22 protein-coding genes are annotated in these 26066 nt (G+C 62.1%); 9 read left to right on the forward strand and 13 right to left on the reverse strand.

All coding sequences use genetic code 11. The features are described 5' to 3' along the window. Positions 1 to 24 precede the first annotated feature (24 nt). Entirely contained in the window at positions 25 to 306 is a 282-nt protein-coding gene (locus IVB46_RS22265) for a hypothetical protein (RefSeq protein WP_028153535.1), read from the reverse strand. A 313-nt stretch (positions 307 to 619) separates the two neighbouring features. On the opposite strand from IVB46_RS22265, the gene IVB46_RS22270 reads away from it, so the two are divergent. The 3 genes from IVB46_RS22270 to IVB46_RS22280 all read left to right on the forward strand — a co-directional run bounded on the left by IVB46_RS22270 (position 620) and on the right by IVB46_RS22280 (position 2868). Continuing rightward, positions 620 to 862, forward strand: coding sequence for a hypothetical protein (locus IVB46_RS22270; protein WP_085401044.1), 243 nt, complete (start codon positions 620 to 622; stop codon positions 860 to 862). A 371-nt stretch (positions 863 to 1233) separates the two neighbouring features. After that, positions 1234 to 2481, forward strand: a complete 1248-nt coding sequence (locus IVB46_RS22275; RefSeq protein ID WP_247308954.1) for an ABC transporter substrate-binding protein — start codon at positions 1234 to 1236, stop codon at positions 2479 to 2481. A gap of 153 nt (positions 2482 to 2634) precedes the next feature. Further along, a complete protein-coding gene (locus IVB46_RS22280) occupies positions 2635 to 2868 on the forward strand; it encodes a hypothetical protein (protein ID WP_166351859.1) in 234 nt (77 codons plus the stop codon). Between the two features lie 302 nt (positions 2869 to 3170). Here the strand turns inward: IVB46_RS22280 and IVB46_RS22285 are convergent, their stop codons facing one another. Then, a complete protein-coding gene (locus IVB46_RS22285; RefSeq protein ID WP_247343492.1) occupies positions 3171 to 4064 on the reverse strand; it encodes a helix-turn-helix transcriptional regulator in 894 nt (297 codons plus the stop codon). A gap of 596 nt (positions 4065 to 4660) precedes the next feature. On the opposite strand from IVB46_RS22285, the gene IVB46_RS22290 reads away from it, so the two are divergent. After that, positions 4661 to 7564 carry a winged helix-turn-helix domain-containing protein gene (locus tag IVB46_RS22290; RefSeq protein ID WP_247308950.1) on the forward strand — a complete coding sequence of 968 codons (2904 nt, stop codon included), beginning with the start codon at positions 4661 to 4663 and terminating at the stop codon, positions 7562 to 7564. After that, positions 7482 to 8852, forward strand: coding sequence for an ABC transporter substrate-binding protein (locus IVB46_RS22295; protein ID WP_346016139.1), 1371 nt, complete (start codon positions 7482 to 7484; stop codon positions 8850 to 8852). Before IVB46_RS22290 ends, IVB46_RS22295 begins: the two co-directional genes overlap by 83 nt. A gap of 87 nt (positions 8853 to 8939) precedes the next feature. Here the strand turns inward: IVB46_RS22295 and IVB46_RS22300 are convergent, their stop codons facing one another. From IVB46_RS22300 to IVB46_RS22330, 7 genes are all read right to left on the reverse strand, one after another. After that, positions 8940 to 9641 (reverse strand): hypothetical protein, encoded by a 702-nt coding sequence (locus IVB46_RS22300; protein WP_247308948.1) that lies wholly within the window; start codon positions 9639 to 9641, stop codon positions 8940 to 8942. A 10-nt stretch (positions 9642 to 9651) separates the two neighbouring features. Further along, a complete protein-coding gene (locus IVB46_RS22305; RefSeq protein WP_247308943.1) occupies positions 9652 to 10923 on the reverse strand; it encodes an efflux RND transporter periplasmic adaptor subunit in 1272 nt (423 codons plus the stop codon). Beyond that, the gene (locus IVB46_RS22310) at positions 10920 to 14102 is read right to left on the reverse strand and encodes an efflux RND transporter permease subunit (protein ID WP_247343495.1); all 3183 of its coding nucleotides are present in this window, start codon (positions 14100 to 14102) and stop codon (positions 10920 to 10922) included. Before IVB46_RS22310 ends, IVB46_RS22305 begins: the two co-directional genes overlap by 4 nt. Positions 14103 to 14241: 139 nt before the next feature. Beyond that, complete coding sequence (rpoH, locus tag IVB46_RS22315) at positions 14242 to 15162, reverse strand: RNA polymerase sigma factor RpoH (RefSeq protein WP_208089358.1); 921 nt, start codon at positions 15160 to 15162, stop codon at positions 14242 to 14244. A 194-nt stretch (positions 15163 to 15356) separates the two neighbouring features. Then, the gene (locus IVB46_RS22320) at positions 15357 to 16778 is read right to left on the reverse strand and encodes an ATP-binding protein (protein WP_247308939.1); all 1422 of its coding nucleotides are present in this window, start codon (positions 16776 to 16778) and stop codon (positions 15357 to 15359) included. Between the two features lie 59 nt (positions 16779 to 16837). After that, on the reverse strand, positions 16838 to 17518 hold the full coding sequence (locus IVB46_RS22325; protein ID WP_014496376.1) for a response regulator transcription factor: 681 nt from the start codon (positions 17516 to 17518) through the stop codon (positions 16838 to 16840). A gap of 77 nt (positions 17519 to 17595) precedes the next feature. Next, positions 17596 to 17775 (reverse strand): hypothetical protein, encoded by a 180-nt coding sequence (locus tag IVB46_RS22330; protein ID WP_247308935.1) that lies wholly within the window; start codon positions 17773 to 17775, stop codon positions 17596 to 17598. Positions 17776 to 18007: 232 nt separating this feature from the next. Between IVB46_RS22330 and IVB46_RS22335 the strand changes: the two genes are divergently transcribed. Continuing rightward, the gene (locus IVB46_RS22335; protein WP_071915339.1) at positions 18008 to 18256 is read left to right on the forward strand and encodes a hypothetical protein; all 249 of its coding nucleotides are present in this window, start codon (positions 18008 to 18010) and stop codon (positions 18254 to 18256) included. Positions 18257 to 18544: 288 nt separating this feature from the next. Then, the gene (locus IVB46_RS22340) at positions 18545 to 18946 is read left to right on the forward strand and encodes a hypothetical protein (RefSeq protein ID WP_247308933.1); all 402 of its coding nucleotides are present in this window, start codon (positions 18545 to 18547) and stop codon (positions 18944 to 18946) included. 120 nt (positions 18947 to 19066) lie between these two features. Here IVB46_RS22340 and IVB46_RS22345 read toward each other — a convergent pair whose 3' ends face one another. The 3 genes from IVB46_RS22345 to IVB46_RS22355 all read right to left on the reverse strand — a co-directional run bounded on the left by IVB46_RS22345 (position 19067) and on the right by IVB46_RS22355 (position 22878). Further along, entirely contained in the window at positions 19067 to 19267 is a 201-nt protein-coding gene (locus tag IVB46_RS22345; protein ID WP_063984312.1) for a hypothetical protein, read from the reverse strand. Between the two features lie 513 nt (positions 19268 to 19780). Next, the gene (glmS, locus tag IVB46_RS22350; protein WP_247343498.1) at positions 19781 to 21604 is read right to left on the reverse strand and encodes a glutamine--fructose-6-phosphate transaminase (isomerizing); all 1824 of its coding nucleotides are present in this window, start codon (positions 21602 to 21604) and stop codon (positions 19781 to 19783) included. Between the two features lie 287 nt (positions 21605 to 21891). Beyond that, the gene (locus tag IVB46_RS22355; RefSeq protein ID WP_247343501.1) at positions 21892 to 22878 is read right to left on the reverse strand and encodes an aldo/keto reductase; all 987 of its coding nucleotides are present in this window, start codon (positions 22876 to 22878) and stop codon (positions 21892 to 21894) included. A 374-nt stretch (positions 22879 to 23252) separates the two neighbouring features. Between IVB46_RS22355 and IVB46_RS22360 the strand changes: the two genes are divergently transcribed. Both IVB46_RS22360 and IVB46_RS22365 read left to right on the forward strand, forming a co-directional pair. Next, a complete protein-coding gene (locus IVB46_RS22360) occupies positions 23253 to 24260 on the forward strand; it encodes an NAD-dependent epimerase (protein WP_247308926.1) in 1008 nt (335 codons plus the stop codon). Positions 24261 to 24649: 389 nt separating this feature from the next. Further along, positions 24650 to 24886 carry a hypothetical protein gene (locus IVB46_RS22365; protein WP_028147263.1) on the forward strand — a complete coding sequence of 79 codons (237 nt, stop codon included), beginning with the start codon at positions 24650 to 24652 and terminating at the stop codon, positions 24884 to 24886. A 115-nt stretch (positions 24887 to 25001) separates the two neighbouring features. Here IVB46_RS22365 and IVB46_RS22370 read toward each other — a convergent pair whose 3' ends face one another. Continuing rightward, on the reverse strand, positions 25002 to 25694 hold the full coding sequence (locus IVB46_RS22370) for a response regulator transcription factor (protein ID WP_075019340.1): 693 nt from the start codon (positions 25692 to 25694) through the stop codon (positions 25002 to 25004). Between the last annotated feature and the right edge of the window lie 372 nt (positions 25695 to 26066).

Here is a 26066-nt window from a genome sequence, read left to right on the forward strand (position 1 = left end):
CGCAAATATCGCAATGCTCGCACGTCAGCAGCCGCGACAGATGGATCCTTCCAGCATCTTCTCGACCCGTGCGTCCTCCTTGTCGATGGTCGCATCCGAGCCGAGCAGCGGTCCCTTCGTCGGATGACCAACCCCCTCCGATGACGGGAGCGCGGTGCCGAGCGAGTTCGTTCCCGGCGCAGCAGCGCTGGTACCGAGCGCGCCACCGCTCTCCATCGACATGTGGGATCCCATGCCGCCGCGGGCAGATGCGACACCCGAGAGCGCAAGACTGGCGACGACGCAGAGAAACCAGAGCAGTCTCATGGCTCACACTCCTCATGTTGTATGACCTGCACCTAGAACTGGGCGTCGCACACGATTCGACCACGCACGATCGCGCGAGCAACTATGACAATTGTGACAGAGTTCGGCTTCGAAGACGCATCAGACCATGGTAACCGCGCGCACTGCCTGATATTCCCGTCATCTTCTCGCAAGAGTGATGCTCAGCAAGCGGGGTTTTCCGGCCGGACTGCCTATATAGCCCGGTATAGAAAGAAATTCCGGAAACGCCATCAGCCGAGCAGCGATCATCGCCAAGCGACTCTCCGCACATCACAAGCAATGGAGAATCGCTATGAGTGCATTCAAAACCCTGATCGCCGCAGTGCTGCTTTCAACGGCAACGATATCATCCGCCTCCGCGGCCTGGTCCTATGCCGATCAGGAGCCCGCCGCATTTGCATCAATGTATCCCAATCGCGACGTGCTGAATGGCGGCGCATTGACGCCGGCAGGGCGAATGGGTCTCGAGCGGTCCGGTGGCGCGGCTCCGGTGTTCGGAGCGGGCCACATCTACAACCGCCACGGGCATCGGTGAGCGGCGGCAACACGCAAAGGCAAATTGCCGCGTCACCATGCCTGTCTGTGACCTCGCTCGGAGTGCGACCGCGCCATGCGGCGCACCCCGCGGGTCCGGAGCCTCGATCGGCTCCGAACGTTTGTTCGCGACGACGGCGTAGAACGCTCCCCCAGATCGGGCGCCGGTGACGGGTCAATGCTACGCACACCATTGTAAAACTTCACAGTTCTTCAGCTTCTGTAATCCGGCTCGCGTCGGGTCCCGCGCTACACTCCGGCTATCGACTGTTGGACGAGCAGGCCCTCCATTGGCGCCATACCGCCGCCCGGCAGGCACGATGACCAGCAGCGCTATGGAGGCATCGCTTGATCACCGGTGGAAGTGGCCATTTGAGTCCGGACATTGCGAGGCGCCTGCGAAAACTAGCGATCGTCGCCGTCATATTTGCGGCCGGCGCAGCCAGCGCCTCTGCTCAACAGCGATACGATCCCGGTGCGAGCGACACCGAGATCAGGATCGGCAACATCATGCCCTATAGCGGCCCGGCATCGGCTTACGGCATCATCGGCAGGACGATGAGTGCGTATTTTCGCATGGTCAACGACAATGGCGGCATCAACGGCCGGACAGTCGCGTTCATCTCCTACGACGATGGCTACAATCCGTCCCGAGCGGTCGAGCAGGCACGGCGGCTCGTCGAGGCCGACGAAGTGCTCGCGATCTTCGCCCCCTTCGGCACCGCGAGCAACGCCGCCATTCAAAGGTACATGAATAATCGCCACGTGCCGCAATTGTTCGCCATTTCGGGAGCATCTCGCTGGGCTGATCCCGTCCACTTTCCGTGGACGATCGGCTGGCTACCGAGCTACCGAACCGAGGCACGCATCTACGCGGATTATATCCTGACGCATCACCCTGGCGCCAGGATCGGCATCCTCTACCAGAACGACGACTTCGGACGCGACTATCTGGCTGGCCTGAAGGAGGTGCTGCAAGATAGGTACGCGCAAATGGTGGTTGCGAGCCTGCCATATGAAATCAGCGAGCCGACAATCGACTCGCAGATCGTGGCGATCAAGGCGGCCGCCCCCGACATTTTCATCAATGTCGCCACGCCAAAATTCGCGGCTCAGGCGATCAGGAAGCTCGCCGAGCTGGACTGGCATCCCGTCCACATCATGACGAACGTCTCGGTTTCGGTCGGCTCTGTGTTGAAGCTCGCAGGACTGGACAACGCGAAGGGAGTCCTGAGTGCCGGGTACCAGATGGACGTGACCGACCCGCAGTGGGACTCATACCCGGGCATGCAGCATTTTCGCGCGTTCATGGCGAAATACTATCCGGACGCAGATCCATCCGAAAGCGGCCCGCTGGTGGCATTCAATATGTCGAACGCGCTCGTTGAGGTGCTTAGGCGCTGTGGCGACGATCTCACGCGCGAGAGGATCATGCAGGTGGCGACGAATCTCGACTTCGAGGGGGCGGCCTATATTCCCGGCGTCCGGGTCAAGACATCGCCGACGGACTTTCGCCCGATCGAGCATCTCCAAATGATGCGTTTCACCGGCGAGAAGTGGGAATGGTTCGGTCCGCTCATGAATGGCCATTCGGACCAGATAACGCTTTCGCCCGACTAGCGAGCAATCGCTTTCGAGATGAAGCGCGGGCGCCGACTTCGTGCAAAGGCGAAAATGATCGTTCAATTGATACTGCTCATCCGACAAATGCGTACACATGTCTGGCAGGCGGGCCGAGGCGTTCCCGGCGTCGCTTTGTCAAGGAGACGTGCAATGACTACACTGAAGCTCTTGTCGGCCGGACTGATGGTTTCGGCCATGATCGCTTCCCCCGCGATGGCTCGCGAAGGCAGCAACAACGCGCGCCGAACCAATGACGACGCCTATGCGTCGGTCCAGCGCGTTCCGGTGACGTCCAAGCGCAACTGTGTTCGCGCTCCCGACGTCGGTGCGTATGCGAGCGACCCCTGGCGTCGGCCTCCGTGCGAGCCCAAGTCGGGCTATTGAGCACGCCAACCGGAGCGAGCCCCCTTGCCGCAAGGCAATCGTCAGCGCGGACTTGAAGAGGTTCATCTCGGCGCTTCGGGGGCTTCCATCTCACGGACGTGACTGGAGGAAGAATGGCGGCCCTATGAAGCCCCGTTCTTCCGACCGGCCATGTCTGAGACGCATTGATCCGTACCAACGCCGCGGCCCGGCATCTGCAGCGGATCCGAGAGCGATGCCAGCTCCATCGCGAAATTCACCAACTTCGCCATTGCCGTCTCAGGCCCCACGGGGCAGAGGCCTACTCGCTCGAGGCAAGGGCATCAAAGATCGAATCCAGCCGAAGCGGCATCTCGCCATCGGCTCGGCGTGTCACCCGCGAAGCGCCTGAACGTCGTCGTAAAGTGGGCCTGGCTCTGAAAACCCACTGTGAGCGCGACCTCAACAATCGGCATCTCGCAGTCCCGCAGCAGATCCTTGGAACGCTGTATCCGGTGCCGCAAGATATATTCGTGAGGCCTGCAACCCGTCGCGGCGCGGAACTGGGCGGCGAAATGCATCCGGCTCAGGCCCGCGGCCGCGGCAAGATCCGCCAGCACGATTTTCTTGCGGAAGTGAGTCTCGATATAGTCGAGCACCCGCTTGAGCCGCCACTTCTGCAATCCGTGGACCGGCCTTTCAGAAGTGCATTGGCCGACGCGGGCTCGCTCGTCGAACCTCGGCTGCGCCTCGGACCGCAAGGCAAGGAGCCGGGCAATGACGGCAAATCGCAGGGCGTCGACGCAAAGGGCGCTATCGGCGGCTTTCAATCGCTCCATCGCGAGAAGAGCTTCGGACAGGCGCTGAACTACCGGATCGTCGTCACAAATGGGCGCAGTTGTCAGAGAGCTAGGTGCAGTCATGGCCGCGCGTTGCCACGGGATTTCGACGCGCAGCCAGCCGGTGTCGCGCGCCGGATTACACGGGGATATGCTGGAGCTGCGCCGTGGCTGCCCTTCGATTGCAATGACCAGACCGAGCCGCTCGAAGGCAATCGTCGTTGCATCAAGGGGGGACAGATCGTCCCTGCGCGAAACGGTGCTAGGTGCGATGACCTTCGGAAGCGGCGCGATCGACGCCATTGCGATGGCCGAGCGGAAATCTGTTTCGTCCGCGGTGACGGTCGCCTGGGTGTCGCCATGCTTCGGTTGTGGCGACAGTAATAATGGCTGAGACATGATCTTACTCTGGCAAGGACAATCCAAACGATGATGCCCCATTCCGGCGAAGCGCATCGATCGCAGAGTAAGGTAGCAAGCTATGGCCCGATCGCGAGTGAAGAGGCGCAAAATCAGGAAACTTCAGGCTCTCCTTCGCCGACTTGCAGACACCGTCGAAGCGATGCGTCGTGCCATCCTTTCAATCGAGATGCCGCGCGATATCCTGCAGCTCGCGATGTGAACAGGTGTCGCTTCGACCGCTCGATAACGAAGAGACCAAGCAGGCTGCCGAGCTTCTGAACCGGTGCGACGCGAAGTCCCCTGCCCCGTGTTGCTGTCGGGATGTGCTGCACGCTCCCTCCGGCCCGCTCTCCCATTCTGGCACTCCCATTCGTCCTCACGAATTCGTGTGCAAGCAACGAGCGTTTCGGACGCCTGCATCGAGCCATGGCGAACAGCCGGCTACTGAGAAGGTCGTCTTGACACCCCAACGGCCTCCCCTGTACGACACCTGGGCATACTGACGCTTTCAGAATCTTGCCAGGGGCGGTGATCTTTGGGGGTCACGTCACTCTCCTAGATTGCGGCAGTGAAGCTGATCCACGGACCCCCTTATGTCGCCTTCGCCCGCTGTACGAACCTACTCTTTCGGTAACTGGCTCATCGATTGCCAGCGGAGAGAGCTGAAGTGCGACAACATCACGGTCCCGATCGGAAGCCGCGCATTCGAGATTCTCGAGAAACTGGCGGGTTGCGCCGGTCACCTGGTGACCAAGGATGATTTGATCGGAAGCGTCTGGTCAGGCCTGGCCGTCGAGGACAACACGCTACAGGTCCATATCTCCGCCGTCCGCAAGGCGCTGGGCAAAGATCGCGATCTCCTCAAGACGATCTCGGGCCGTGGATATACCCTCGCCGGGACCTGGCGAAGCGGGCATTTGGATCAGCCCGCAGCGACATCGGTATCCGTCCCGGCCATCGAATCCTTTTCGAACAACCTGCCGAACACGCGCGCTCCTCTTATCGGGCGCGAGGATTGCCTGAGCGAAATTGCCGAACTTATGTTCGCATATCGGGCCGTGACTTTGGTCGGCCCGGGAGGCATCGGGAAAACAAAGCTGGCCATCGAACTTGCGCGCCTGGTCGCATCCTCATTCGATGGTGCGGTGGCGCTGGTCGAGCTCGCGACCTTGCATGATCCGGCACTTGCGACATCGACCACCGCGCGTGCGCTCAAGCTTGCCCTGAGTGACAAGGAGGTTTCGGCCGCCTGCATCGCGCAGGCTATCGGGTCACGGCGTCTGCTTCTCATCTTGGACAATTGCGAGCATGTCATCGACATCGCTGCACAGATCGCGAGTGCTGCACTTCGCTATTGTCCCAATGTCACTATTCTTTCGACCAGTCGGGAAGGCCTCCGCATCGATGGCGAATACGTTGCGGCCATCCCTCCGCTGTCGGTTCCGGACTCTGGTTTGCGTGATCCCGGTGTGCTGTTGCAGGCAAGCGCCGTGCAGCTCTTCGTCGCTCGCACACAGTCGCTACGCGCGAACTTCTCTCCAGGCGCGGACGATCTGCTGAAAGTGGCTGCCATCTGTCGCCGGCTCGACGGAATTCCGCTCGCGCTGGAATTCGCCGCGGCTCAGACCGCGAATCTTGGGGTAGACACGGTCTTGCTTCGCCTGGACAGGCGAATGGAGTTGCTGAGCGGCGGCCGCAGGGACCAACTGCCACGGCACCAGACCCTGCGAGCGACGCTGGACTGGAGCTACGATCTGTTATCGCCCGACGAGCAAAGGCTGTTGTGCTGGCTCGCGGTGTTTCCGGCAGGTTTCACACTCGATGCGGCCATTGCAATGATGGACGACGCGTTGTCCCGGTCGGACGTCATCGAAACACTGTTCAATCTGGTCGGAAAATCGCTGGTCTCGCTCGATCCCTCCTTCGAAGGGCGGTGGCGTCTGCTGGAGACCACCCGCGCCTATGCTTTGGAAAAGCTGGCAGAAGCAGGCCTCTGCGCACAGGCCAGCAGACGGCATGCGGGCTTTCTCGGGCAGCTCATCATCATGCCACTTGGCGATGCCTCCCCCGCCTCCGACGATCTCACTCGCCTTGCCCAGGAAATTGGAAACGTGCATGCGGCGCTCGACTGGGCCTTCGCACCCGGCGGCGATGCCGCGCTCGGCGTAGAGCTTACGGCCGGCTTTGTGCCGGTGTGGATGCAACTGCTGTCCTTCATGGAATGCTCGACCCGGATCGAGCACGCTCTCGCCCATCTTGACGGAGAGCTGACCTGCAATCCAAGGCTCAAGGCGCAGCTCTACGTCGCGCTGGGGTTCGCGCTTCTCAATACGACTGGCTCGGCGGATCGCATGAAGGCGGCCCTGAACATCGGCCTTGCGCTCGGCGAAGAGCTGTCCGATCTCGAGCTTCAGCTCAAGGCTGTTTGGACGCTGTGGAGCTATAATCTCAACTCGGGCCAATACGACGCGGCCAAGAATGTCGGAGAGCGATATCTGGAGATCGCCCTTCGCACGGGAAACCCCGCCAACGAGACGGTAGGCCGCCGCCTGATCGGCGCCGCCACCCATTTTTACGGCGCGCAGGAGGAAGCTCGACGCGAACTGACCCTCTCCCTGGACCACTCGGCTCACGGATTGAAGGACGGCACGAACCAGATGTGGTTCCTGCTCAACCAGAGCGTCCTGGCAAAGGCCATGTTAGCCCGTGTGCTGCTGCTCCAGGGAAAGATCGCCCAGAGCAGATCCCTGGCCGCGGAATGCCTCGAGGAGGCGCAGCGTGAGAAGGACAAGCTCGCGATCGCTTACGCGCTGCGGAACGCCGTGTGCCCCATTGCGCTGATGACGCATGATGTCGCCACTGCCGATCAGGCGATAGCGTCTCTCCTCGAGCTCGTCACGCGCGAGGGAATAGCTTTCTGGACGAGCTGGACGTCCTGCCTGAAGGGGCAGTTGCTCGTCCTGCAGGGCAGACATCACGATGGAATAGAGCTGCTGCGCAGCGGACTGAAAGCGCGGGCCGAGAACGGCTGGCTGATGCGCAATCCCGAATTTCTCGGATCGCTCGCCGAAGGACTGTTCGCGGCCGGCGAGACTGCGCAGGCCCTGGCCGCCGTGGAAGATGCCCTGACTATCTCCCGGCAGGGCCAGCAATTGTGGTGCCTTGCTGATCTGCTGCGGATCAAGGGCGAGATCCTGCTTGCCGATGGCTCGTCAGATCGGTCCCGCTCGGAAGTCCTGTTCTCCGAGGGCCTGTCCGTTGCCAGAGAGCAGCAATGCCGCTTCTACGAGCTGAAGGTCGCGGCAGCCTGGGCAAGGATCATGGCAGCGTCGGACCGCCAGCAGACCGCGCTCGATCTGGTCGGTCCGGTCAGCGCGCTGTTCGATCGGGAGGTCGATCTTCCCGCGCTCGCCTTTGCGCGCGGTCTCGCTGCAAGTCCGGGCATCTCGATTTCGACAGGCGGCGACGACCGGCCCCCGTCCTGCACCTGCCACTAGGTTGCTGATCTTTCGACCGGCACGACATGTCCTGCAGCGCTGGACCAGCCCTCACACTCAATCCTCCGGATCGCACCAGATGAGCATCTCTCGACGACAGGTCTTAGGCAGTGTTGGCGCGTCGATGTTTTCGCCCGGCATCATCCGCGCCCAGGGCACGAGACCGATCAGGATCGGCGAGATCAACTCCTATAGCAGCGCGCCCGCGTTTACCCTGCCCTATCGTCGCGGCTGGCAGTTGGCGGTCGAACAGCTGAATGCGAGCGGGGGCCTCCTCGGGCGAGAGCTGCAGGTCATCAGCCGGGACGACGAAGCCAAGCCGAGCGTCGCGCTGCGTGCCGCCGAAGAACTGGTGCGGCGGAATGACGTCGATCTTCTGGCAGGCGCATATCTGTCGAATGTCGGACTGGCAATCAGCGACTTCGCCCGGCAAAACCGGATCCTGTTCGTGGCGAGCGAACCGCTCACCGACGCCCTCGTTTGGGAGCAAGGGCATCGATATTGTTACCGGCTCCGCCCCTCGACATACATGCTGGCAGCCATGCTGGTGGAGGAGGCAGCTCAATTGAAGGCGACGCGGTGGGCGACGATCGCCCCGAACTACGAATACGGGCAGTCGGCCGTAAGATGGTTCACGCAGCTTCTGAGCCGCCGCCGCCCCGACGTCGCGTTCATCAACAGTCAATGGCCGCCGCTGGGCGCCATTGATGCCGGCGTGGTCGTCAACGCTCTCGCGCAGCAGAAACCCGAAGCGATCCTCAACGTCACCTTCGGACCCGATCTCGCCAGATTTGTCCGGCAAGGCAATGATCGCGGCCTGTTCGAAGGGCGACACGTCGTGTCGTTCACGACCGGCGAACCCGAATACCTTCTTCCCCTCGGGCAGGACGCACCGGAAGGATGGATCGTGACCGGCTATCCGGTGACCGAGGTCTTGGATCACGCCAACAACGCCTTCGTCTCGGCCTATTCCGCACGATATGCCGAGGCTCCCACGATGGGATCCGTGGTCGGTCACGCCTTGATCAGCTCCATCGTGGCACCGATCGCAAAGCTCGGGAAATTCGATACCGAGGCGATGGCCGACGGCTTTGGCAACGTCGGCTTCGAAACGCCGTTCGGCCCGGCGATTTGGCGTTCGATCGACCATCAGAGCACCATGGGGACCTTCGTCGGCCGCACCACTGTACGGGGCAACAAGGGCGTGATGGTGGACTGGAAATACCGGGACGGTGGAACGATGCTGCCGCCCGACGCCGAAGTTTTGAAGCTACGCCCGGCAACGTGAAGCGCTGGTACGGCCAAGGCTACGCGAGCCGACGTGTCGTCCCCCGATCCGCACGCGGTGCGACGGGAGTCCTGTCGCGGCGTCGCTTCAGCATCCCGGCGGCAAGATCGGCGACACTCCCGGCGTTGGCGCCGCGCCTGAGGCGTTGGCCGGCAACACGGTCGCAGGCGCTGCGAGGTTCATCGAGACGCCTTCCGCGCAGGCCGTGCTGTTCGGGCTCGGCATGACGGCGGCATTTGGATCGATGCCGGTGCCGCCGGCAGCGCTGGTGTCCGCCAGGATCGTGCCGGGCGCGAGACTGGACGGCACTTGCGGGATCGAGAGCGGCAGGGACGCAGCGCTTGTCGCGAGCCCTCCCGGCGTCGAGCTGCATGCGACCGTCGTCCCCGTTCCCGCCGGTGCCGCTGCGGGGATCGTTCCGATGGAGCTGCCTGTTTGCCCTGTGACCGGCAATAGCGGAGCGCCGATGCCTGACGCTGACGAGCCGATGCTCGATACGATCGGGGTCGCCGGCACCGGCATCGGAGACGTCGATGGCGTGGCGCAGACGACGACCGTACCCGGCGTCGTCGGATCCGAGGCGAGCGGAACAGGCGCGAGCGTCGTGTCGGGAACGCCAGGCTCGGTTGTTGCGGAAAACGGACCCGGACTATTGAGCGGCGAGGTGACGATCGCACCCGGTACGGTTGGAAGGCCCATCGCCGTGGTGCCCATCGTTGAGACCTGCGCCTCACTCGAAGAACAGCCCAACAGCAGCGCGATCGTTGTTGCGAGCACGATCCGGATCATCTCTATGCTCCTAACTGACCTCGACCTTGCGAATGTTGACCTTGCTGCCCTCCGCCAGGTTCACCGCCGGATTGAGCACGACCTGGTCGCCGGGCTGGAGGCCTTCGCGCACTTCAACTGTGGTGCCGAAGTCCCGTGCGATCGAGACGTGCTGCAGATGAACGGTGCCATTCCGCACGACCGCGACATGAAGACCGTTCTGATCGAAGACGAGCGCATCGGACGAGACGGTCATCGACGGCGTCTTGCGCGGGATCGACAGCTCGACCGTGCAGTAGATACCGGGACTCAAGGCACCGTCCGGATTGGGCACGTCGATCTCGGTCAGCAGAGTTCGGCTTCCCGGCTGCAGTGCGCTTGCGATGCGTGTGACTTTCCCCGGAAACGTCCGCCCCGGAATCTCGGGGACGCGAATATCCGCGTCGACGCCCGGTCCAACTCCGAAGGCCTCGTCCTGCGGCACGAAAACCTGGGTTCGGATCACATTGGAATGCATCAGCGTGAACATGAAGGTCGACCCGGCCTGCACCAGGCTGCCATTGTCCACGTTGCGCTGTGTGATCACGCCGTCGAACGGCGCCACCACGCGCTGATAGGCCTTCTCCTGCTGGAGGACGCGAATCTGGGCCTCCTGCGCCGTGATGTTCGACTGGGCGACGCCGACAGCCGCCTGCTGTGCGCGCAGGGTGAGACGATCGTTGTCTCCCTGCTGTGCCGTCAGCCAGCCTTGCTTGACCAGATTGCTGTCGCGCGCGTTGGTGACGTCGGCAAGCTCCCGGCTCGCTTGCGCCTGCTGCAAGGCGGCCTGGTTTTGGGCCAACGTCGCCTGGGCCTGGGCGATCTGCTGGTCGAGCTCCGGAGCGGTGATTGCCGCGAGAAGATCGCCTTTCTTGACCCGGTCGCCGATATCCACATAGCGCTTTTCGATATAGCCACTGGTCCGCGCGAAGATATTGGCTGCCTCGAACGCGGTCGTCGTCGCCGGCAAGGTAACCTTCATCAGGTCGCCGCTGGGCCGGACCACCGCCACCCGCACTTCCGGAATGGCGGTTCTCACCTGCTCCGCCACTGCAGCGACCTCACGCGCCGCCTGATAGTGCCGCCAGCCGCCAATGCCGAGACCGCCCGCGAGCAGCAGAAGCATCCCTCCTCCGAGCAGCGCGCCGCCGTAACGGCGTCCGGATGGCGCGGCCTTGCCGGGGAGCTCGACGATGCGGCGGCTCTCCGCATCGGGCGGGTCCCTCGCCTCGTCGTCATTGGTCCGCACACGAACGTCGCTCATTCCGGTTGCTCCTCGAATACGCCGTGGTGAGGCTTGCCATCGTTACCTTTGCGCAGCATGGCAAAGAGGTACGGCACGATCAGCAAAGTCGTCGGGGTCGCGAACAGAAGTCCGCCGATCACCGCGCGCGCGAGCGCGGCGTTCTGCTCCTCGCCCGGACCTCCGAGCGCCATCGGGATCATGCCCACGATCATCGCGGCAGCAGTCATCAGGACCGGACGGATCCTGGTGCGGCCCGCGCTCAGCGCCGCCTGGAACGCGGAATGTCCCTTCAATTGCTCATCACGCGCGAACGTCACGAGGAGGATCGAATTCGCGGAGGCAACGCCGACCGCCATGATCGCCCCCATCAGCGAAGGCACGTTCAGTGTCGTTCCGGTGATGAACAGCATCGTCAAGATGCCGCACAAGGTCGCCGGCAGCGCCATGATGACGACGAAGGGATCACCGAAGTTCTGGTAGTTCACGACCATCAGCAGGTAGACCAGGATGGCGGCAAACAGCAGGCCGATTCCGAGATTGCGGAACGACTGATTCATGCTCTGGATCTGTCCCAGGACCTGGATCGAATTACCCGGCTGGAGCTGCTTCTGGAGTGTGGACGTGACCTTGTTGATATCGGCCGCTACGCCGCCGAGATCGCGACCCTGGACGCTCGCATAGACGTCAAACACCGGCTGGACGTTGGCCTGGTTCGAATTGGTGGGGACACTCCCCCGCTTGAACGTCGCGACATTGCTGAGGAGGCCGGGCACCGTCTGCCCGCTCGCGGCAAGCGAGGCCGACACCGGTGTGTTTCCCAGTGCGTTCAGCGAATTGGCCCTGTATTCGGGTGTCTGCACGGCCAGATAATACGGGATGCCCGACGTCGGATCGGTCCAGAAGTTCGGCGAGACCTGCGCCGACGAACTGAGGCTGACATTGATATTGGTCGCCACCGTGCTGGCGTTGAGCCCGAGCTGGGCGGCCCGCGTGCGGTCGATGTCGGCATAGAACGCCGGAGCATCGACTTCCTGCTGCAGATGCGCATCGACGACACCGGGGATCGCCGCGAGGCTCTTCTGCAGCTCCTTGGCCACGGCCAGATTGTTGGCGCCGTAGCCAACCGTGCGGACATCGATCTGTGCCGGAAGACCGAAGTTCAGGATCTGCGTCACGATGTCGGCCGCCTGGAAATAGAACGTGTCCTCCGGGAATGCCGCCGGCAGCACCTGGCGCAGTTTCCTGACGTAGTCCGCGGTCGGCTTGTGCCCATCCTTGAGCGACACGAGAATGGTGCCGTCGTTCACACCGATCGTCGAGCCGTCCGTGAATGCGAGATTGTAGGGACGCGCCGGAAGCCCGATATTGTCGACGATCAGCGCCCGGTCCCGCTCCGGAATCACTTGGCGGATCTTGTCTTCGACCGCCTGGAAGATTGCTTCCGTCTTCTCGATGCGAGTGCCCGCGGGCGCGCGAACGTGGAGCTGGATCTGGCCGCCGTCGATCAGGGGATAGAAGTCCCTGCCGACATAGACGAACATGATGGCGCCGAGGGCCAGCACCAGCACCGCGACGATCGGCACGACGACGCGACGCCGAAGCAACGTCAACAGCAAATCGGAATAGCCGTCGCGCAGGCGTTCGAATCCGCGCTCGAACATCGCAGAGGCGCGGCCGAACATGCCCGACGGGCTTCCGCCCTCGCCATGGCGCCGCTCGCCCTTCAGCAACAGGCCGATGGTGATCGGCGTCAGCGTTCGCGACAACGCATATGACGCCAGCATCGCGAACACCACCGCCAGGCCCAGCGGGGTGAAGAGGTATTTGGCCGGCCCTTCCAGAAATACGACCGAGGTGAACACACAACTGATCGCGAGCGTGGAGACGAGCGTCGGCACCGCGATTTCAGCCGCCCCGTGCAGCGTCGCATCGGGCAACGGCATGCCTTCCTCGGTCCAGAGCCGGTGCGTGTTCTCGATCGTCACCGTGGAATCGTCGACCAGGATGCCGACCGCGAGTGCAAGCCCGCCGAGCGTCATCGTGTTCAAGGTCTCGCCGAGACAATACAGCACGACCAGCGAAGACAGCATCGCCAGCGGGATCGAGATCAAGACGACCAGCGTTGATCGCCACGATCCCAGAAACAGCAGGATCATCAGCGCCGTGAGGCCGGCCGCGATCGCGCCCTCGCGCAGCACGCCATCGACCGAATGGGTGACGAAGACCGACTGATCGAACAGCTCGTTGATCTTCAGCCCCGCAGGAGCCGACGCGCGAATCGAACTCAAGGCCTTCTTCACCCCGTTGACGACAGCGAGCGTCGAGGCATTTCCGTTCTTGATCACGCTGAGCAGGACGGCGCGATGACCGTCCTCGCGCACGATGTTCTGCTGGACCTGGGAGCCGTCCCGGACCTGGGCAACGTCCTTCAGGAAGATCGTGGCCCCGTTCACGAACTTGACCGGGATCATGTTGAGATCCTTGATCGAGGCTGGCGTGGCGTTGGTTCGAACGGTGTACTGGGTGTCGCCGATTTTCGTCGTCCCGGTGGGCAGCGTCAGATTTTGGGTGTTCACCGCATTGACGATGTCGAGCGGCGTCAATCCGCGCGACAGGAGCTTGTTCGGATCGATGTCGACCATGATCTGGCGGTACTTGCCGCCGGCAGGCGTGGGCAGCGTCACGCCCGGAACAGGCGCCAATTGCTGCCGGATACGGTAGATACCGAAATCGTATAATTGCTGCTCGTTCAGACTATTGGACTCGAGGCTGAGCTGCAGCACCGGCACGCTCGATGCATTGAACTGCACGATGATCGGCGGCTGAATGCCCGGCGGCATCAGGGCGCGGATCGCATTGGTTGCCGATACGATCTGCGAGATCGCGAGATCGAGATTCACGTCCGGCTGGAAGTAGATCTTCTGAACCGACAGGCCGTTGAGGGTTTGCGCCTCGATGTTCTTGATGCCGCTGACATTGGCGCTGATCGAATACTGGCTGTAGGTGCTGACCCGCTGCTCCATCTCGGGCGTCGACAGGCCGGTGTAGCTCCACACCACCGTGACGACGGGAATGCGGATCTCCGGAAAAATGTCCGTCGGCATCGACCAGATCGCGATGCCACCGAGAAACAGGATCAGCGCCGCAAGCACATAGAACGTGTGCGGAAACCGTAGCGCGAAGCGAACAATTCCCATGGTGGTTCTGCCTGAAGCAAGTTGCGCGGGATCATTAAACAGATGAGGACGGGAGAGCATCCGTTCAAATGAAAACGAATTCAGATGCTCCGCGGCAGGACAGACATCATTCGTACCGGCATCACCACTTCTCGATCGCTCATGGAGCGGTGAGCTCCCGCGGCCGCGAGCCCGAGGCGCCGTCGGGGCGCTTGCGTGCCGCATCCTGCGCGGCAAGAATTGCGGCTCGCCTGACCTTGGCAAAGGCGCGGATCTCGATCTGCCGAACCCGCTCGCTGGAGATCGAAAGCTCGAAGCCGAGTTGGTCCAGCGTAACCGGGCATTCCGCCAGCCGCCTTGCCTCCAGAATATGACGCTCGCGCGCCGTGAGCATGCCCAGCGCAACGCGCAAGGCGTTGGTACGGCGCTCCGTCTGCTCATGATCGGCGAGCACCGTCTCCGCGTCGATCGCCTGATCGACCAGCAACGCTTCCCATTCGGTTCCCTGCTCGTCGTCGCCAACGCGCGCATTCAGCGACATGTCACCGTTCAGGCGGGAATCCATCTCGATCACCTCACGCGCCGTGACGTCGAGCCTTTCCGCGATCGTCTCGGCGACATCGGGCGTGAGCGCCGCCATCGCGCCGCCCGCGGCTTTCCTCATCTCGCTACGGAGCTTGAAGAACAGCTTCTTCTGCGCTGCCGTCGTGCCGATCCTGACCAGAGACCAGGAGCGCAGGATGTATTCGTGAACCGAGGCCTTGATCCACCAAACCGCATAGGTGGAGAACCGCGCACCGCGGCCGGGTTCGAAGCGTGACGCCGCGATGACGAGGCCGAGATTTGCCTCCGCAATCACATCGGCCAAGGGCAGACCGTACCCCTTGTAGCCGCGCGCCACCTTGGCTGCGAGCCGGAGATGGCTCGTGACGAGCGCGTTCACGGCACCACGGTCCCGCGTCTCTCGCCAGCGGCGTGCAAGCTGCTGCTCGTGACCGGGCTCAAGCAGTTCATAGCGCTTGATGGCCGCGGAATAGGCGCTGAGGAAGGAGGGCGATGGGGCTCCGGCCGCGACAGCCATGGCACTATCCCTCGCGCCTTCGTGGCGGATCTGCATCTGTCACTCCTACATACGAAACCGGCGAGCGGACTCTAGGAAGCCTCCGAAGGCGGAGGCCACTGAATTGAGCGTAACAAACCTGAATTCGCCTTCAGACATTCGGCATGTCACTCGGCATGTCATGGCATCGAGAACATCGCGCATCATGAGGGGCATCACATCTGATTGACGGTTGCGAGAGTTGGGGTCCGGGACCGGCATGCGGCGGCTTTCCTCGCCCTCCCGGTCCAAGCAAGGATCTCGATCCGCCCGCCGGGAGCCGGACCGATGATCAATCGAAAGCCATGCAGCTTGACGATGGCAGCCACCAGGCTCAGTCCCAGCCCAACCCCGGGCGTATTGCGCATCTTGTCGGAACGATAGAATCGCCGCAGCACCGCTTCGCGCTCCTGCGTGCTGATGCCGGGTCCGGTGTCACTTACGCGCACGAGCGCCGTGTCGTCTTCCGACACCAGTTCGAGCCTCACCTGGCCGCCGGGCGGCGTGAACTTGACGGCATTGTCCACGAGATTTGCCATCGCTTCGAACAACAGGTCCCGATCGCCCCACACCTGCACATTGCGATCGATGACGACGCCAAGCCCGATACCCTTGTCTTCGGCGATGGGCTCATAGACGTCGCACACCTCGCGCAGGATCTCGTCGAGCGCAACGTTACCGAAACCGGCGGTGCGGCGGCTGTTCTCGATCTCGGTGAGGCGCAGCAAGGCGGTGACGATCGCGAGCGACTGATCGATTCCGGCCATTGCCTTGTCCGTAACCTCCTGGAGCTGCTCCAGGGTGGTCGCATGCGTTCGGCCGCGCTCCAGCGCCAGGCGTGCGCGCGTGAGCGGCGTCCTGAGATCATGGGCGATATCGTTGCCGACACCGGCAAGCGCGTTGATCATGGTCTCCATCTCGGCGAGCATGCCGTTGACGATCCTGGCCAGTCGCGCGAACGGATCATCGGAATTGTCCTCCGGAAGCCGCTCGCGCAACTCCCCGGCCACGATCCGCTGCACCCGCTGGTTCACCTCCTCCACGCGTCTCTGGGCGCGAACGCTCAGCCACGCTCCGGCCAGCAGACAGAGGCAGAACGCCGGCAGCAGGCCGAGCGCGAGTGCCTGCCCCACGACACTCGAGATCTCGCGCGTCTCATCGACATTCCGTCCCATCACCAGGACATCGCCGTTCTCAAGATGCCTGCCCACGACCCTGATGACCGGTCCGTGGACCGCCGATTTCTCAATGAGGTCGAGCCGCACACCCTGCGCCGCTCCGCCGAGATCGAGTGCGCGCGGCAAGCTGTCGATGTTGCCGGCAAGCCGGGTGCCGGCACCGTTGAAAAGTCCCGCGTACTGCACGCCTCTGGAATCCTGCTCGAGATGATCGGAGATCGCTCCGATGCGGCGCCCCGGCGGCAAATCGGCGATGAAGTTGATCCGGGTCGCGATCATGCGGTCGGATCGCGCGATCAGATAGTCGTCGAGCTTCCAATAGGTGAACGCGAACAGCCCGACCACGAACAGCGCAAATGCGGCCGCCACCGCCAGGGCCCAGAGGAACGTGTTCGAACGGATAAACTGAATTTTGCGCATCGAACCGGCACTCGATATTCGTCCGAGATGTGCTCCGCAAGCCCCTGGGTTTCGCGTCTCTATGCGCGCGAACGCAGAATGAAGCCGGAGCCGCGAACATTGTGGATGAGCTGCGTATCGCCGGGACCGTCCACCTTGTGGCGCAGCCGGCCCATATGCACGTCGATCAGATTCGTCGTTGCCGGTACGAACTTGTAGTTCCAGACCTCCTCGAGCAGCATCGCGCGCGTGAGCAACTGATCGCTCCGGCGCATCATGTATTCGAGCAGGCGGAACTCGCGCGGCAACAGATCGATCTCGCGCTCGTCCCTTCGCGCGGTCCGCTCGATCAGGTCGAGCTCCAGCGGCCCGACATGCAGCGTGGTCTCGCGGCTGTCCATCGGACGGCGCAACAATGCCTCTATGCGTGCGACGAGCTCGATGATTGCGAACGGCTTGGTGAGATAGTCGTCTCCCCCCATACGCAATCCGCGTACCCGATCGTCCACGGCACCGAGCGCACTCAGAACTAGCACCGGTGTCCCGACCCGATCCTTGCGCAGGGCCTCTATGACGGTCAGCCCGTCCATTCCGGGCAGCATGCGATCGACGATCATTGCATCCGGACACGCCGCGCGCGCCCGATCGAGACCGTCGACGCCGTCAGGGGCCCATTGGACCTCAAAACCGCGATCGGCGAGTTCGGCGACGATCACCTCGGCGGTTTCGGCATCATCTTCGATCAGAAGAATCCGCGTCATGATCCTGCTCCCACGTTCTGCGAGGCGTTTCGGCCTGCGGCGGAGGAGCACGGGCTCGGCGGTCCGGAGCGTCATGTTCAATGCCCGCCCGCTCTGGACGCGCGGCGCCGCGCCAGCCTGCCATAGGCCACTCGTTGTCTGACGAGATAGTCCTGCGGAGCATGGGGCACCACTAAATAGCGATTCAGGAAGCGCGCCGAGCCCGTCGCCAACAGGGCCAGCGCGATGGCCATACGTCTCGCTGTCGTCATGATCATCTTCCGCCTCCATTCTGAACTGCGCTTTCATGAACATATGCCTGCGATGCGCTCCCCGTTACTCTCAAGGCAACGGATGTTGCGCATTCGCACGATCGTGCTTGCAGCGCCGCGCCGGCTCACAGGCCGTTGAAATCCGGTGAGCAATTCGTGCATTTGGATGACGCCCGGCCGTCCATACGTTGATGGTGAGCCGCTTGGTCGGCCTGATGTCATCAAAGGAGAAGCCGAAATGACCACTCTCAAACTCTTGTCGACGGGATTGATTGCAGCCGCCGTGCTCGGGGGACCCGTCATGGCGCGCGAGCACCATTCCGTCATGCGACAGCCCGCGATGACAACCGATACGGCCGCACCGGATGCGCCCTTCTATCAGCAGGGAGGCCGCGTCTGCGTTCCCGCGCCGCGCGTCGGCGCTTTCGCGACGGCGCCGTGGACCGGCAACAACGTGCCTTGCGAGCCCGGCACAGGCAGCTTCTGATCGCGGCATTTCCCTGGCCGGCCGGGCGCCTCGGTCGGCCGCTCCTCATCGAACGACGGGGGCGGGCTGGAACGTTCAGCCCGCCCCTTTGTGGGCCGCGTCCCCCGCGGCAGGATCATCTTCCCTACCGGCGCGCCTCGTTCCTGAAGTCGAATTTAGTGGGAATGCTGCGCATCGCTCCTACCTCTCCTTTCATCACGAGCCTTGCCATCAAGAGCTTCGGCGACGGCACCACGCGGAAGCGGACTGCATGGATGACCAGGCAGATCGACACGAAAGGAGTGTCCCATGAAACGAGCAATCATGATTTTGGCAACAGCGGCGCTTGCCTCGACCCTGGCCATCGGCGCGGCCGAGGCGCACGGCGGCGGCGGTGGCGGCGGGGGCCACGGTGGTGGCTTTGGCGGCGGCGGCCACGCCAGTTTTGGCGGTGGTGGCTTTGGCGGCGGACATATGGGCTTCGGCGGCGGCGGCGCGCATTTCGGCGGCATGGCGCATGAGGGAGGCTTTGGCGGCGAACATCTCGGATTCGGCAGTCATGCCGGCGCCGGCGGCATCGGCCTGCGCCAGCATGCGTTCCACCACTTTGGTCGCTATCGACCCGGATACGGATTCTACGGCGCCTATCCAGATTGCTACGATTGGTACGAGTTGCACCCCGACCAGCCGTTGCCGCTGAGCTGCAGCTAGTCTGCACACACGGCGCTCCGCCGTCGGTCCAGACCTACCGCGGAGGTTGCGGCGCCGCCCCGCTCACGACTTGGCCGAGCCTCGCTCGGCCATTTTGCGATGCTGGTTTGCCAACAAGCTCTAGGAGGGGCGGAAGCCCGGAGGCATCGTTCGCCAGACTTTGTCTTTGAGGCAATAGGCACGGGCGCCCTCGGGAATATCTTCGGCGGCGCCGCCCTCATGTTGCTCGTAAAGGAGCGCCGGGAACAGCCTCCCTTTGATGACTTTGATCATATCACCGCGTCGAATGTCCGCGCCGGCCGTTCCCGTCAAAACCGACATGATCCCTCGCGAAGCGCACGTAGCATGCCAAACGAGCTCGTCGACCGGACGGGCTTGTCTGAAGCTATCTCGAAGCGGAACGGTCTTCCAATAACCCGAAAGGACTACTCCCTGAACGGGCTGCCCTTGCCGCCTGATGCCGAAGAGTCTGCGAGGATCCGGCTGCGGAGCGCGCGCAAGGCGGCTGGTTCTGAGGAGTTGCGTATCTCAAGTCCGAACCGCACCGCCCCGGGAAACCCCACTCGCTTCGCCGGATGGAAGCGGCCCCCTAAGTCCTAGCTCGTTTCTTGGCAGCAGCGGCCCCGCCAACGCGGTTACAATATAGCGGGGCCGCCTGCCCTGCGAACGTCGGTGCTTAACCTGGGCCCGAAGGCCACTAGATTTTACCCCGAGCCGCCGAGAACGCGGATTGGTCGAAAGAGGCACCCATTTCGGAGCGTCCCGGTCTGTCAGACCAGCAACCTGCTTTCGACAGCACCTCTTTCTGAAGCGCAAGTGGCGCGACCGGACCGACTATTCGACGGTCACCGACTTCGCGAGATTCCGCGGCTGGTCCACGTCGGTCCCCATAATCGCGGCACTGTGATAGGCAAGGAGCTGTAGCGGCACCGCGAGAGCCAGCGGCGCCACGATCGGGGGCATATCCGGCAACGCCAGGACCGAGCAACCACTGGACGCGGCGTGCGAAGCACCTCTCTCGTCGGTCAAGAGGATAATACGGCCCCCACGGGCGATCACCTCCTGCATGTTCGACATGGTCTTTTCGAACGTCGCGTCGTACGGCGCAATGACGATGACCGGCATGCCCTTGTCGATCAGCGCGATCGGTCCATGTTTGAGCTCACCGGCCGCATAGCCCTCTGCGTGAATGTAAGTGACCTCCTTGAGCTTGAGGGCTCCCTCCAATGCCAGCGGATAATTGGTGCCCCGGCCTATGAACAGAGCGTCTCTGGCCCTGGCGATCTCACGCGCGAGCTCATGGACTTTCGGCTCCAGTTCGAGCGCGCGGGCCATATAGTCTGGAATCTCGGCAAGGGCCCGGACGAGTGAGCGCTCGTCTTCGGCCGAGAGCACACCGCGACTGCGACCGGCACCGATTGCAATGCAGAGCAAGATTGCCAGCTGACAGGTGAACGCCTTTGTCGATGCGACTCCTATTTCCGGACCGGCCAATGTGGGCATTACGATGTGGCTCGAACGAGCCATCGTCGAGGTTTGCACGTTGACGACAGCGAGAACGCGCTGGCCGTGGGTCTTGGCGAACTCCAACGAGGCGAGCGTATCGGCCGTTTCGCCGGATTGCGACACGAAAATCGCCAGATTACCCGCGCCGAACGGGACGTCGCGATAGCGGAACTCCGATGCAACATCGATCTCGACCGGGAGCTTGGCGTAGCGCTCGAACCAGTACTTCGCAATCAGACCGGCGTAGAAGGAAGTCCCGCAAGCTACAATCGACACGCGATCGACTGTCCCGAAGTCCACATCCACGCCCGCCGGCAACCTGATTGTCCCGTCGCGCGCGATATATTGCGCAAGCGTCTGCCCAACCACCTTCGGCTGTTCGTGAATCTCCTTCGCCATGAAGTGGCGATGCTCGCCCTTGTGAACAATCACGGCGGCACCAGCGATTTTGGCCGACGTACGACGTAGGCGCGCGCCGTTCACGTCGATAAACTCGATCTGCTCTCGGGTCACGACGGCGAGATCGCCGTCCTCAAGGTAGGCGACAATGTCCGTCAGAGGCGCGAGCGCCATCGCATCCGAACCCAGGAACATTTCGCCACAACCGTAGCCGACAGCAAGCGGCGAGCCCTTTCGGGCACCGATCAGGAGATTGTCGTGCCCTTCGAACAGAAAGGCGAGCGCGAACGTTCCGTTCAAGCGCGGGAGCACCTTACGCACCGCTGCGACCGGCTCGTATCCGTTCTTCCGCTCGCGGCTAACGAGATGCGCAACCACTTCGGAGTCGGTTTCGGTCGCAAAATGTGCACCGGCCGCTTTGAGATCATTGCGCAACTCTCGATGGTTCTCGATGATCCCATTGTGCACGATCGCCACGCCGTCAACCATGTGAGGATGCGCATTCGTCTCATCGGGACGGCCGTGCGTTGCCCAGCGGGTGTGACCAATTCCGATCCGCCCGGCAAGCGGCTCCGAGTCGAGCCTGCTCTTGAGGTTCGCGAGCTTTCCGACCGCACGACGTCGCGTCAGCGAACCGTCCTCGAGAGTGGCAATACCGGCCGAGTCATATCCGCGATATTCAAGCCGCTTCAGCGCATCCAAAAGGAGAGCAGAGGCTGGGCCCCGCCCGACGACACCAACAATTCCGCACATGGCCTCTCTCCGAGCATCTATCAACGGGCCCACCAAGCGCAACCGCGATCGCGGGCAATCTCCTAACGCGACGGCAGCGGCCTGGCCCCCTCACCTTTGGCCTGCCTGCTGCGCGTGCTTCGGCGAGACGCTCAAGCTAGCCGCCTCCCGGCCGTCCGCGCGCCTGTCGAATATCGTCGACAACATTGGCGAGTAGTATCGTGGGACGCGAATTCTAGCACGCGCAGCCGCCGATTGTATGATGATGACGGAGTAGACCTCATGCCCATAAGCTCCGCACTTGATCGTTACACCGACGCACGCATGACCAATCGTTCGGTTTGCCGCGGCCCGCTCGAGAGCTCGGCGGCGATGCGATTGAGCTGATGAAGCGCCGGGATTTGCGCTGACCGGCGCAGATTGAACGCGAGATGCTCTTTCCGAAACATCGAAAACAGTGAGATCCCTGCCGAGTTCGTTGCCAGCGCATAATCCACGACGAAGGCAGCAGCGATCTCGGTGAGGTCACCCCGGTATCCCATCTCGTAAAGGCCGTTCAGTATTTCCTTCTCCGATCCCAGCCTCGCGACAAGCGGATCGACGCTCGAAAATGATCCATACGTGACAAACGTCCTGCGCCGCGCAATCTCCGTCGACCTCTGAAGATTCGGCTCGAGCGGATTATTCGCGATCTGTATCAGCCGGTATGGTAGCGATTCATGGAGGTCGTCAATTCCACCCTCGTTATTGCCCGCAATCGAAATGGCGCGGGCCTTCCCGTCCTGGACGATGCGCTCGACCGCTCGAATGATGTCTTCGCGAACGACCTCTTCGCGGGTGGGACGGTGGAGAGCAAGCACATCTACATAATCCGTGCGAAGTCGCCTCAGGCTATCCTCGATGCTCGTCCTGATCAGCTCGGCCGATAGCGGCACTTTGAAGGGCTTGGACTTCATTGCGGAGAGGCGCGGTTGGATCCCGGGAAACACCGTAAGAGCGGCGCGCGCGATCGGCTTCAGGATCCGCTTAACGGCGGAGGTATCACGCGGGCGCATCCCGACCTTTGTGCAGATATGGACGCTGCCGCGCTTGCTGGATACGAACTGGCCCAAAATAGACTCGGCCATCCCATCGCCATACGAAGGCGCCACGTCGTACCAGGTTATTCCGGCGTCGTATGCGCGCTCGAGCCCCTCGATCCCCCTGCGAGCCCCAACGCGTCCCCCGAGCGACGCGCAGCCGAAACCGATGCTCGATACATTCGCGCCGAGAGCATCAACACGGACCATCTTCATCGCAAGCACCCCTGACCACGCCGTTTGCGCTCAAGTCACCGACGTCGATCGTTCGACAGCGCGTACTCCAAGCCGACGGCCACGTCGGGCAAGCCCGCCGCTGAAACAACTCTGCAGGTTTGCCTGGCTTCATCTTCATGCAAATGGATGATGACGGGGTTCGCTCGGACATTACATACGCTACGCCCCTGGAATTTGAGACAGTGGCGGGGATGCACGGAGTAATCCGTTCGAGCGGCTGCTGGCAGCTCGGCTCCGCCGCCATCGTCAGGTGTGCTCATTTGCGCAATCGAGATGCGGTTCGATTGAGAGTTAACTTTCTGCGATCGATGGCGCCTTCTTCGCCGTTCGACTTCATCTAACTTGGACAGCGAATGTCATCTCGCTCAGAGCAAGTTGCCGACGACGTTTTGGTGACCGGAGCTGCTGGCTTCATCGGTTTTCATGTTGCCCGTCGACTGCTCGATGACGGGCGCCGGGTCGTCGGATTGGACAACATCAACAGCTACTACGATCCCGCCCTCAAGCGTGCGCGTCTCGACATTCTTCGCCGCGATCCGCGTTTCTCCTTCGTGGAGATCGATCTCGGACATCGGTCGACGATGGCCGAGTTGTTCGCAAAACATCATTTTGCGAGAGTGGTCCATTTAGCCGCTCAGGCCGGCGTCCGGCATTCGATCGATCAGCCGCACGCTTATGTCGACGCCAATCTTGAGGGGTTCCTCAACGTCCTCGAAGGCTGCAGGCATAACGCCTGTGGTCATTTGATCTACGCATCATCATCGTCCGTGTACGGCGCCAATGCCGAGTTGCCATTTTCGACCCGGCATAAAACCGACCACCCCGTCAGCTTCTATGCCGCGACGAAGAAAGCCAACGAGCTGATGGCCCATTCTTACAGCCACCTGTACCGGCTCCCGGTCACCGGCTTACGGTTCTTTACGATCTACGGCCCGTGGGGCCGGCCCGACATGGCGATATTCCTGTTCGCCGACGCGATCGTCAAAGGCAAGCCGATCAAGCTCTTCAACCATGGCCGGATGCGGCGCGACTTCACCTATGTCGACGACGTCACTCGCGTCATCTCGCGGCTGATCGAGCGCGCTCCGGAGGACAACGCCGATGCGGCGGGCGCACCGGCCAAGCTCTACAATGTAGGCAATAACCGCCCGGAAGCGCTGATGCACGTCCTCGAATTGATCGAGAAAGAGCTGGGACGAACCACGGCGAAGGAAATGCTGCCAATGCAGCCTGGGGATGTTCCGGAAACGTTTGCCGACGTTGGCGATCTCATGCGCGATACCGGGTTTTCGCCCTCCACCCCTATCGAAACCGGCATATCCAATTTCGTCCGCTGGTATCGCGACTACTACCGGATATGATTTTTCGAGATCATCTCACCAAGGGTCAAACCGTCCGCTCCCGAGCGATCGGCGTATCGGTTGCAATTTCTGCGCGGCGGTGATGGACGACCAGGCGGGACTTGCGAAAAGAGCGCGGCCCCGGCGGGGGCATTGGGGATTCGCAGGGCCGGGGCCGCAACGCTGCGCCGAAGTGGGCTCCGTCGACGCAACATCATCGTAGTCCTCGAGAAGCAATTGTTCATTCTGAATTCGTGATCATAGAGATCAACGTCGGGGTACCCATCAATGATGATTGAGCCCTCCTAGAATAGCCGCTTGCTATGCGCGCCCCTGCGATGCGAAATCTCGACCGTGATGCGGGGGGCTCGCTGCAGTCATCGGAATGTTCGCGTTGTCCGGAGACATCCATGCCGCGGTATTTCTTTCATATCCACGACGGTCATTCAGTGCTCGACGATGTCGGACTTGATCTCCCCGACATTTCCGCGGCACGGACTACTGCGATCGAACTGAGCGGCGAGATCCTCAAGCACGACGTGATGGACCCACTCCTGCATTACATTTCCTGGCAGGTGGAAGTCAGCGACAGCCCCGAGCTTGGCGGCCGGTCGCTGTTCGTTCTTCAGTTCTCCATCGAGGGATAAGAGACCGAAAACGCAGCTCTGCCGGCGCTTGCGCAATCTGAAGGTGCAATAGTCGCTCGGCTGGGCTTCGGCGAAATGCCCGCATATCGCACTGCAAACAGTGCGATATGAAGTCTTAGCGCTCCCCGGGCACCGGATCCGATCCAGCATGCGCCGGTTTGTCCTGCGCCGAATTGGCGCGGTCATCCTGCGAGATGGCGAGGGCAGCAAGCGCAGTGCGATTGCCGATTTCAAGCTTCTGGAAAATGTTGTGGAGGTGGACCTTGATGGTGCCATCCGCAATGTTGAGCCGGCGGCCGATTTCCTTGTTGGACAGGCCACGAGAGACCAGGCGCATGATCTGCCGCTCGCGCTCGGTGAGCACCGCGAGCGCACTTTCCGGATTCGGACTCTGCTCGCGAGGCGCGGCCTGATCGGTGGGTGATAACGGAACAACGGTCTGGCCGTTGGCAATGTCTCGCAAGCCTTGCACCACGGCTTGGCCTGTCATCTCCTTGAGAAGGACACTGTACCCGGCGGGGGCGCCCGCCAACACAAGATCATAGTCCTCGCTGGGCGCGAAGAACACAAACCGCGTTGGTCGGCTGTCCGAATGGCTGAGCGAATTGTTCATCAGCGCGGTCAGCTCCGGCATTGCCGCATCCATGATCGCTATGTCGGGCGCAAGCGTCAAAATTGCCTGGATGCAACTCGCAGCATCGCCGCAGGATGCAACGACCTCAAAATCGGATTCTGAACCGAGAACACTTGCGAGACCCTGCAAAACCATTGGGTGTCGGTCTGCAATCACTACAGTCGCACGACGCATCGGGCGCTCCCTAACCTGCCGCCCCCAAAATTCCCGCGATTGAAGCTACAGGCCCCCGCCCTTGCCGCTCCAACATCAATTGATCACCAACAAATAAACTTCGAGCAATTCCCTAAAGTATCATTTGGCGTAGCGGACCCATGAGGCAAATAACCGCACGAGTCTGTGATCGCAATATACATCAAGTTCGCCGGATCAAAGGGCCGTATGAACCCGGTGGTCTCGGCTCACAACCGCTGGAGAGCGGTCTTGCCACTTGGCAAGTTCGAAAGCATCGCGATGGAGCAAGGCTTTCGCGAACGGATTCACCCGCTCAGGGCGAACATTCAAAGGTTGAATCAGTATTCTCTTTCGCCCCCAAGTCAATCTCCG

Source organism: Bradyrhizobium sp. 61 (assembly GCF_023073075.1).
Taxonomy (GTDB): Bacteria; Pseudomonadota; Alphaproteobacteria; order Rhizobiales; family Xanthobacteraceae; genus Bradyrhizobium; species Bradyrhizobium barranii.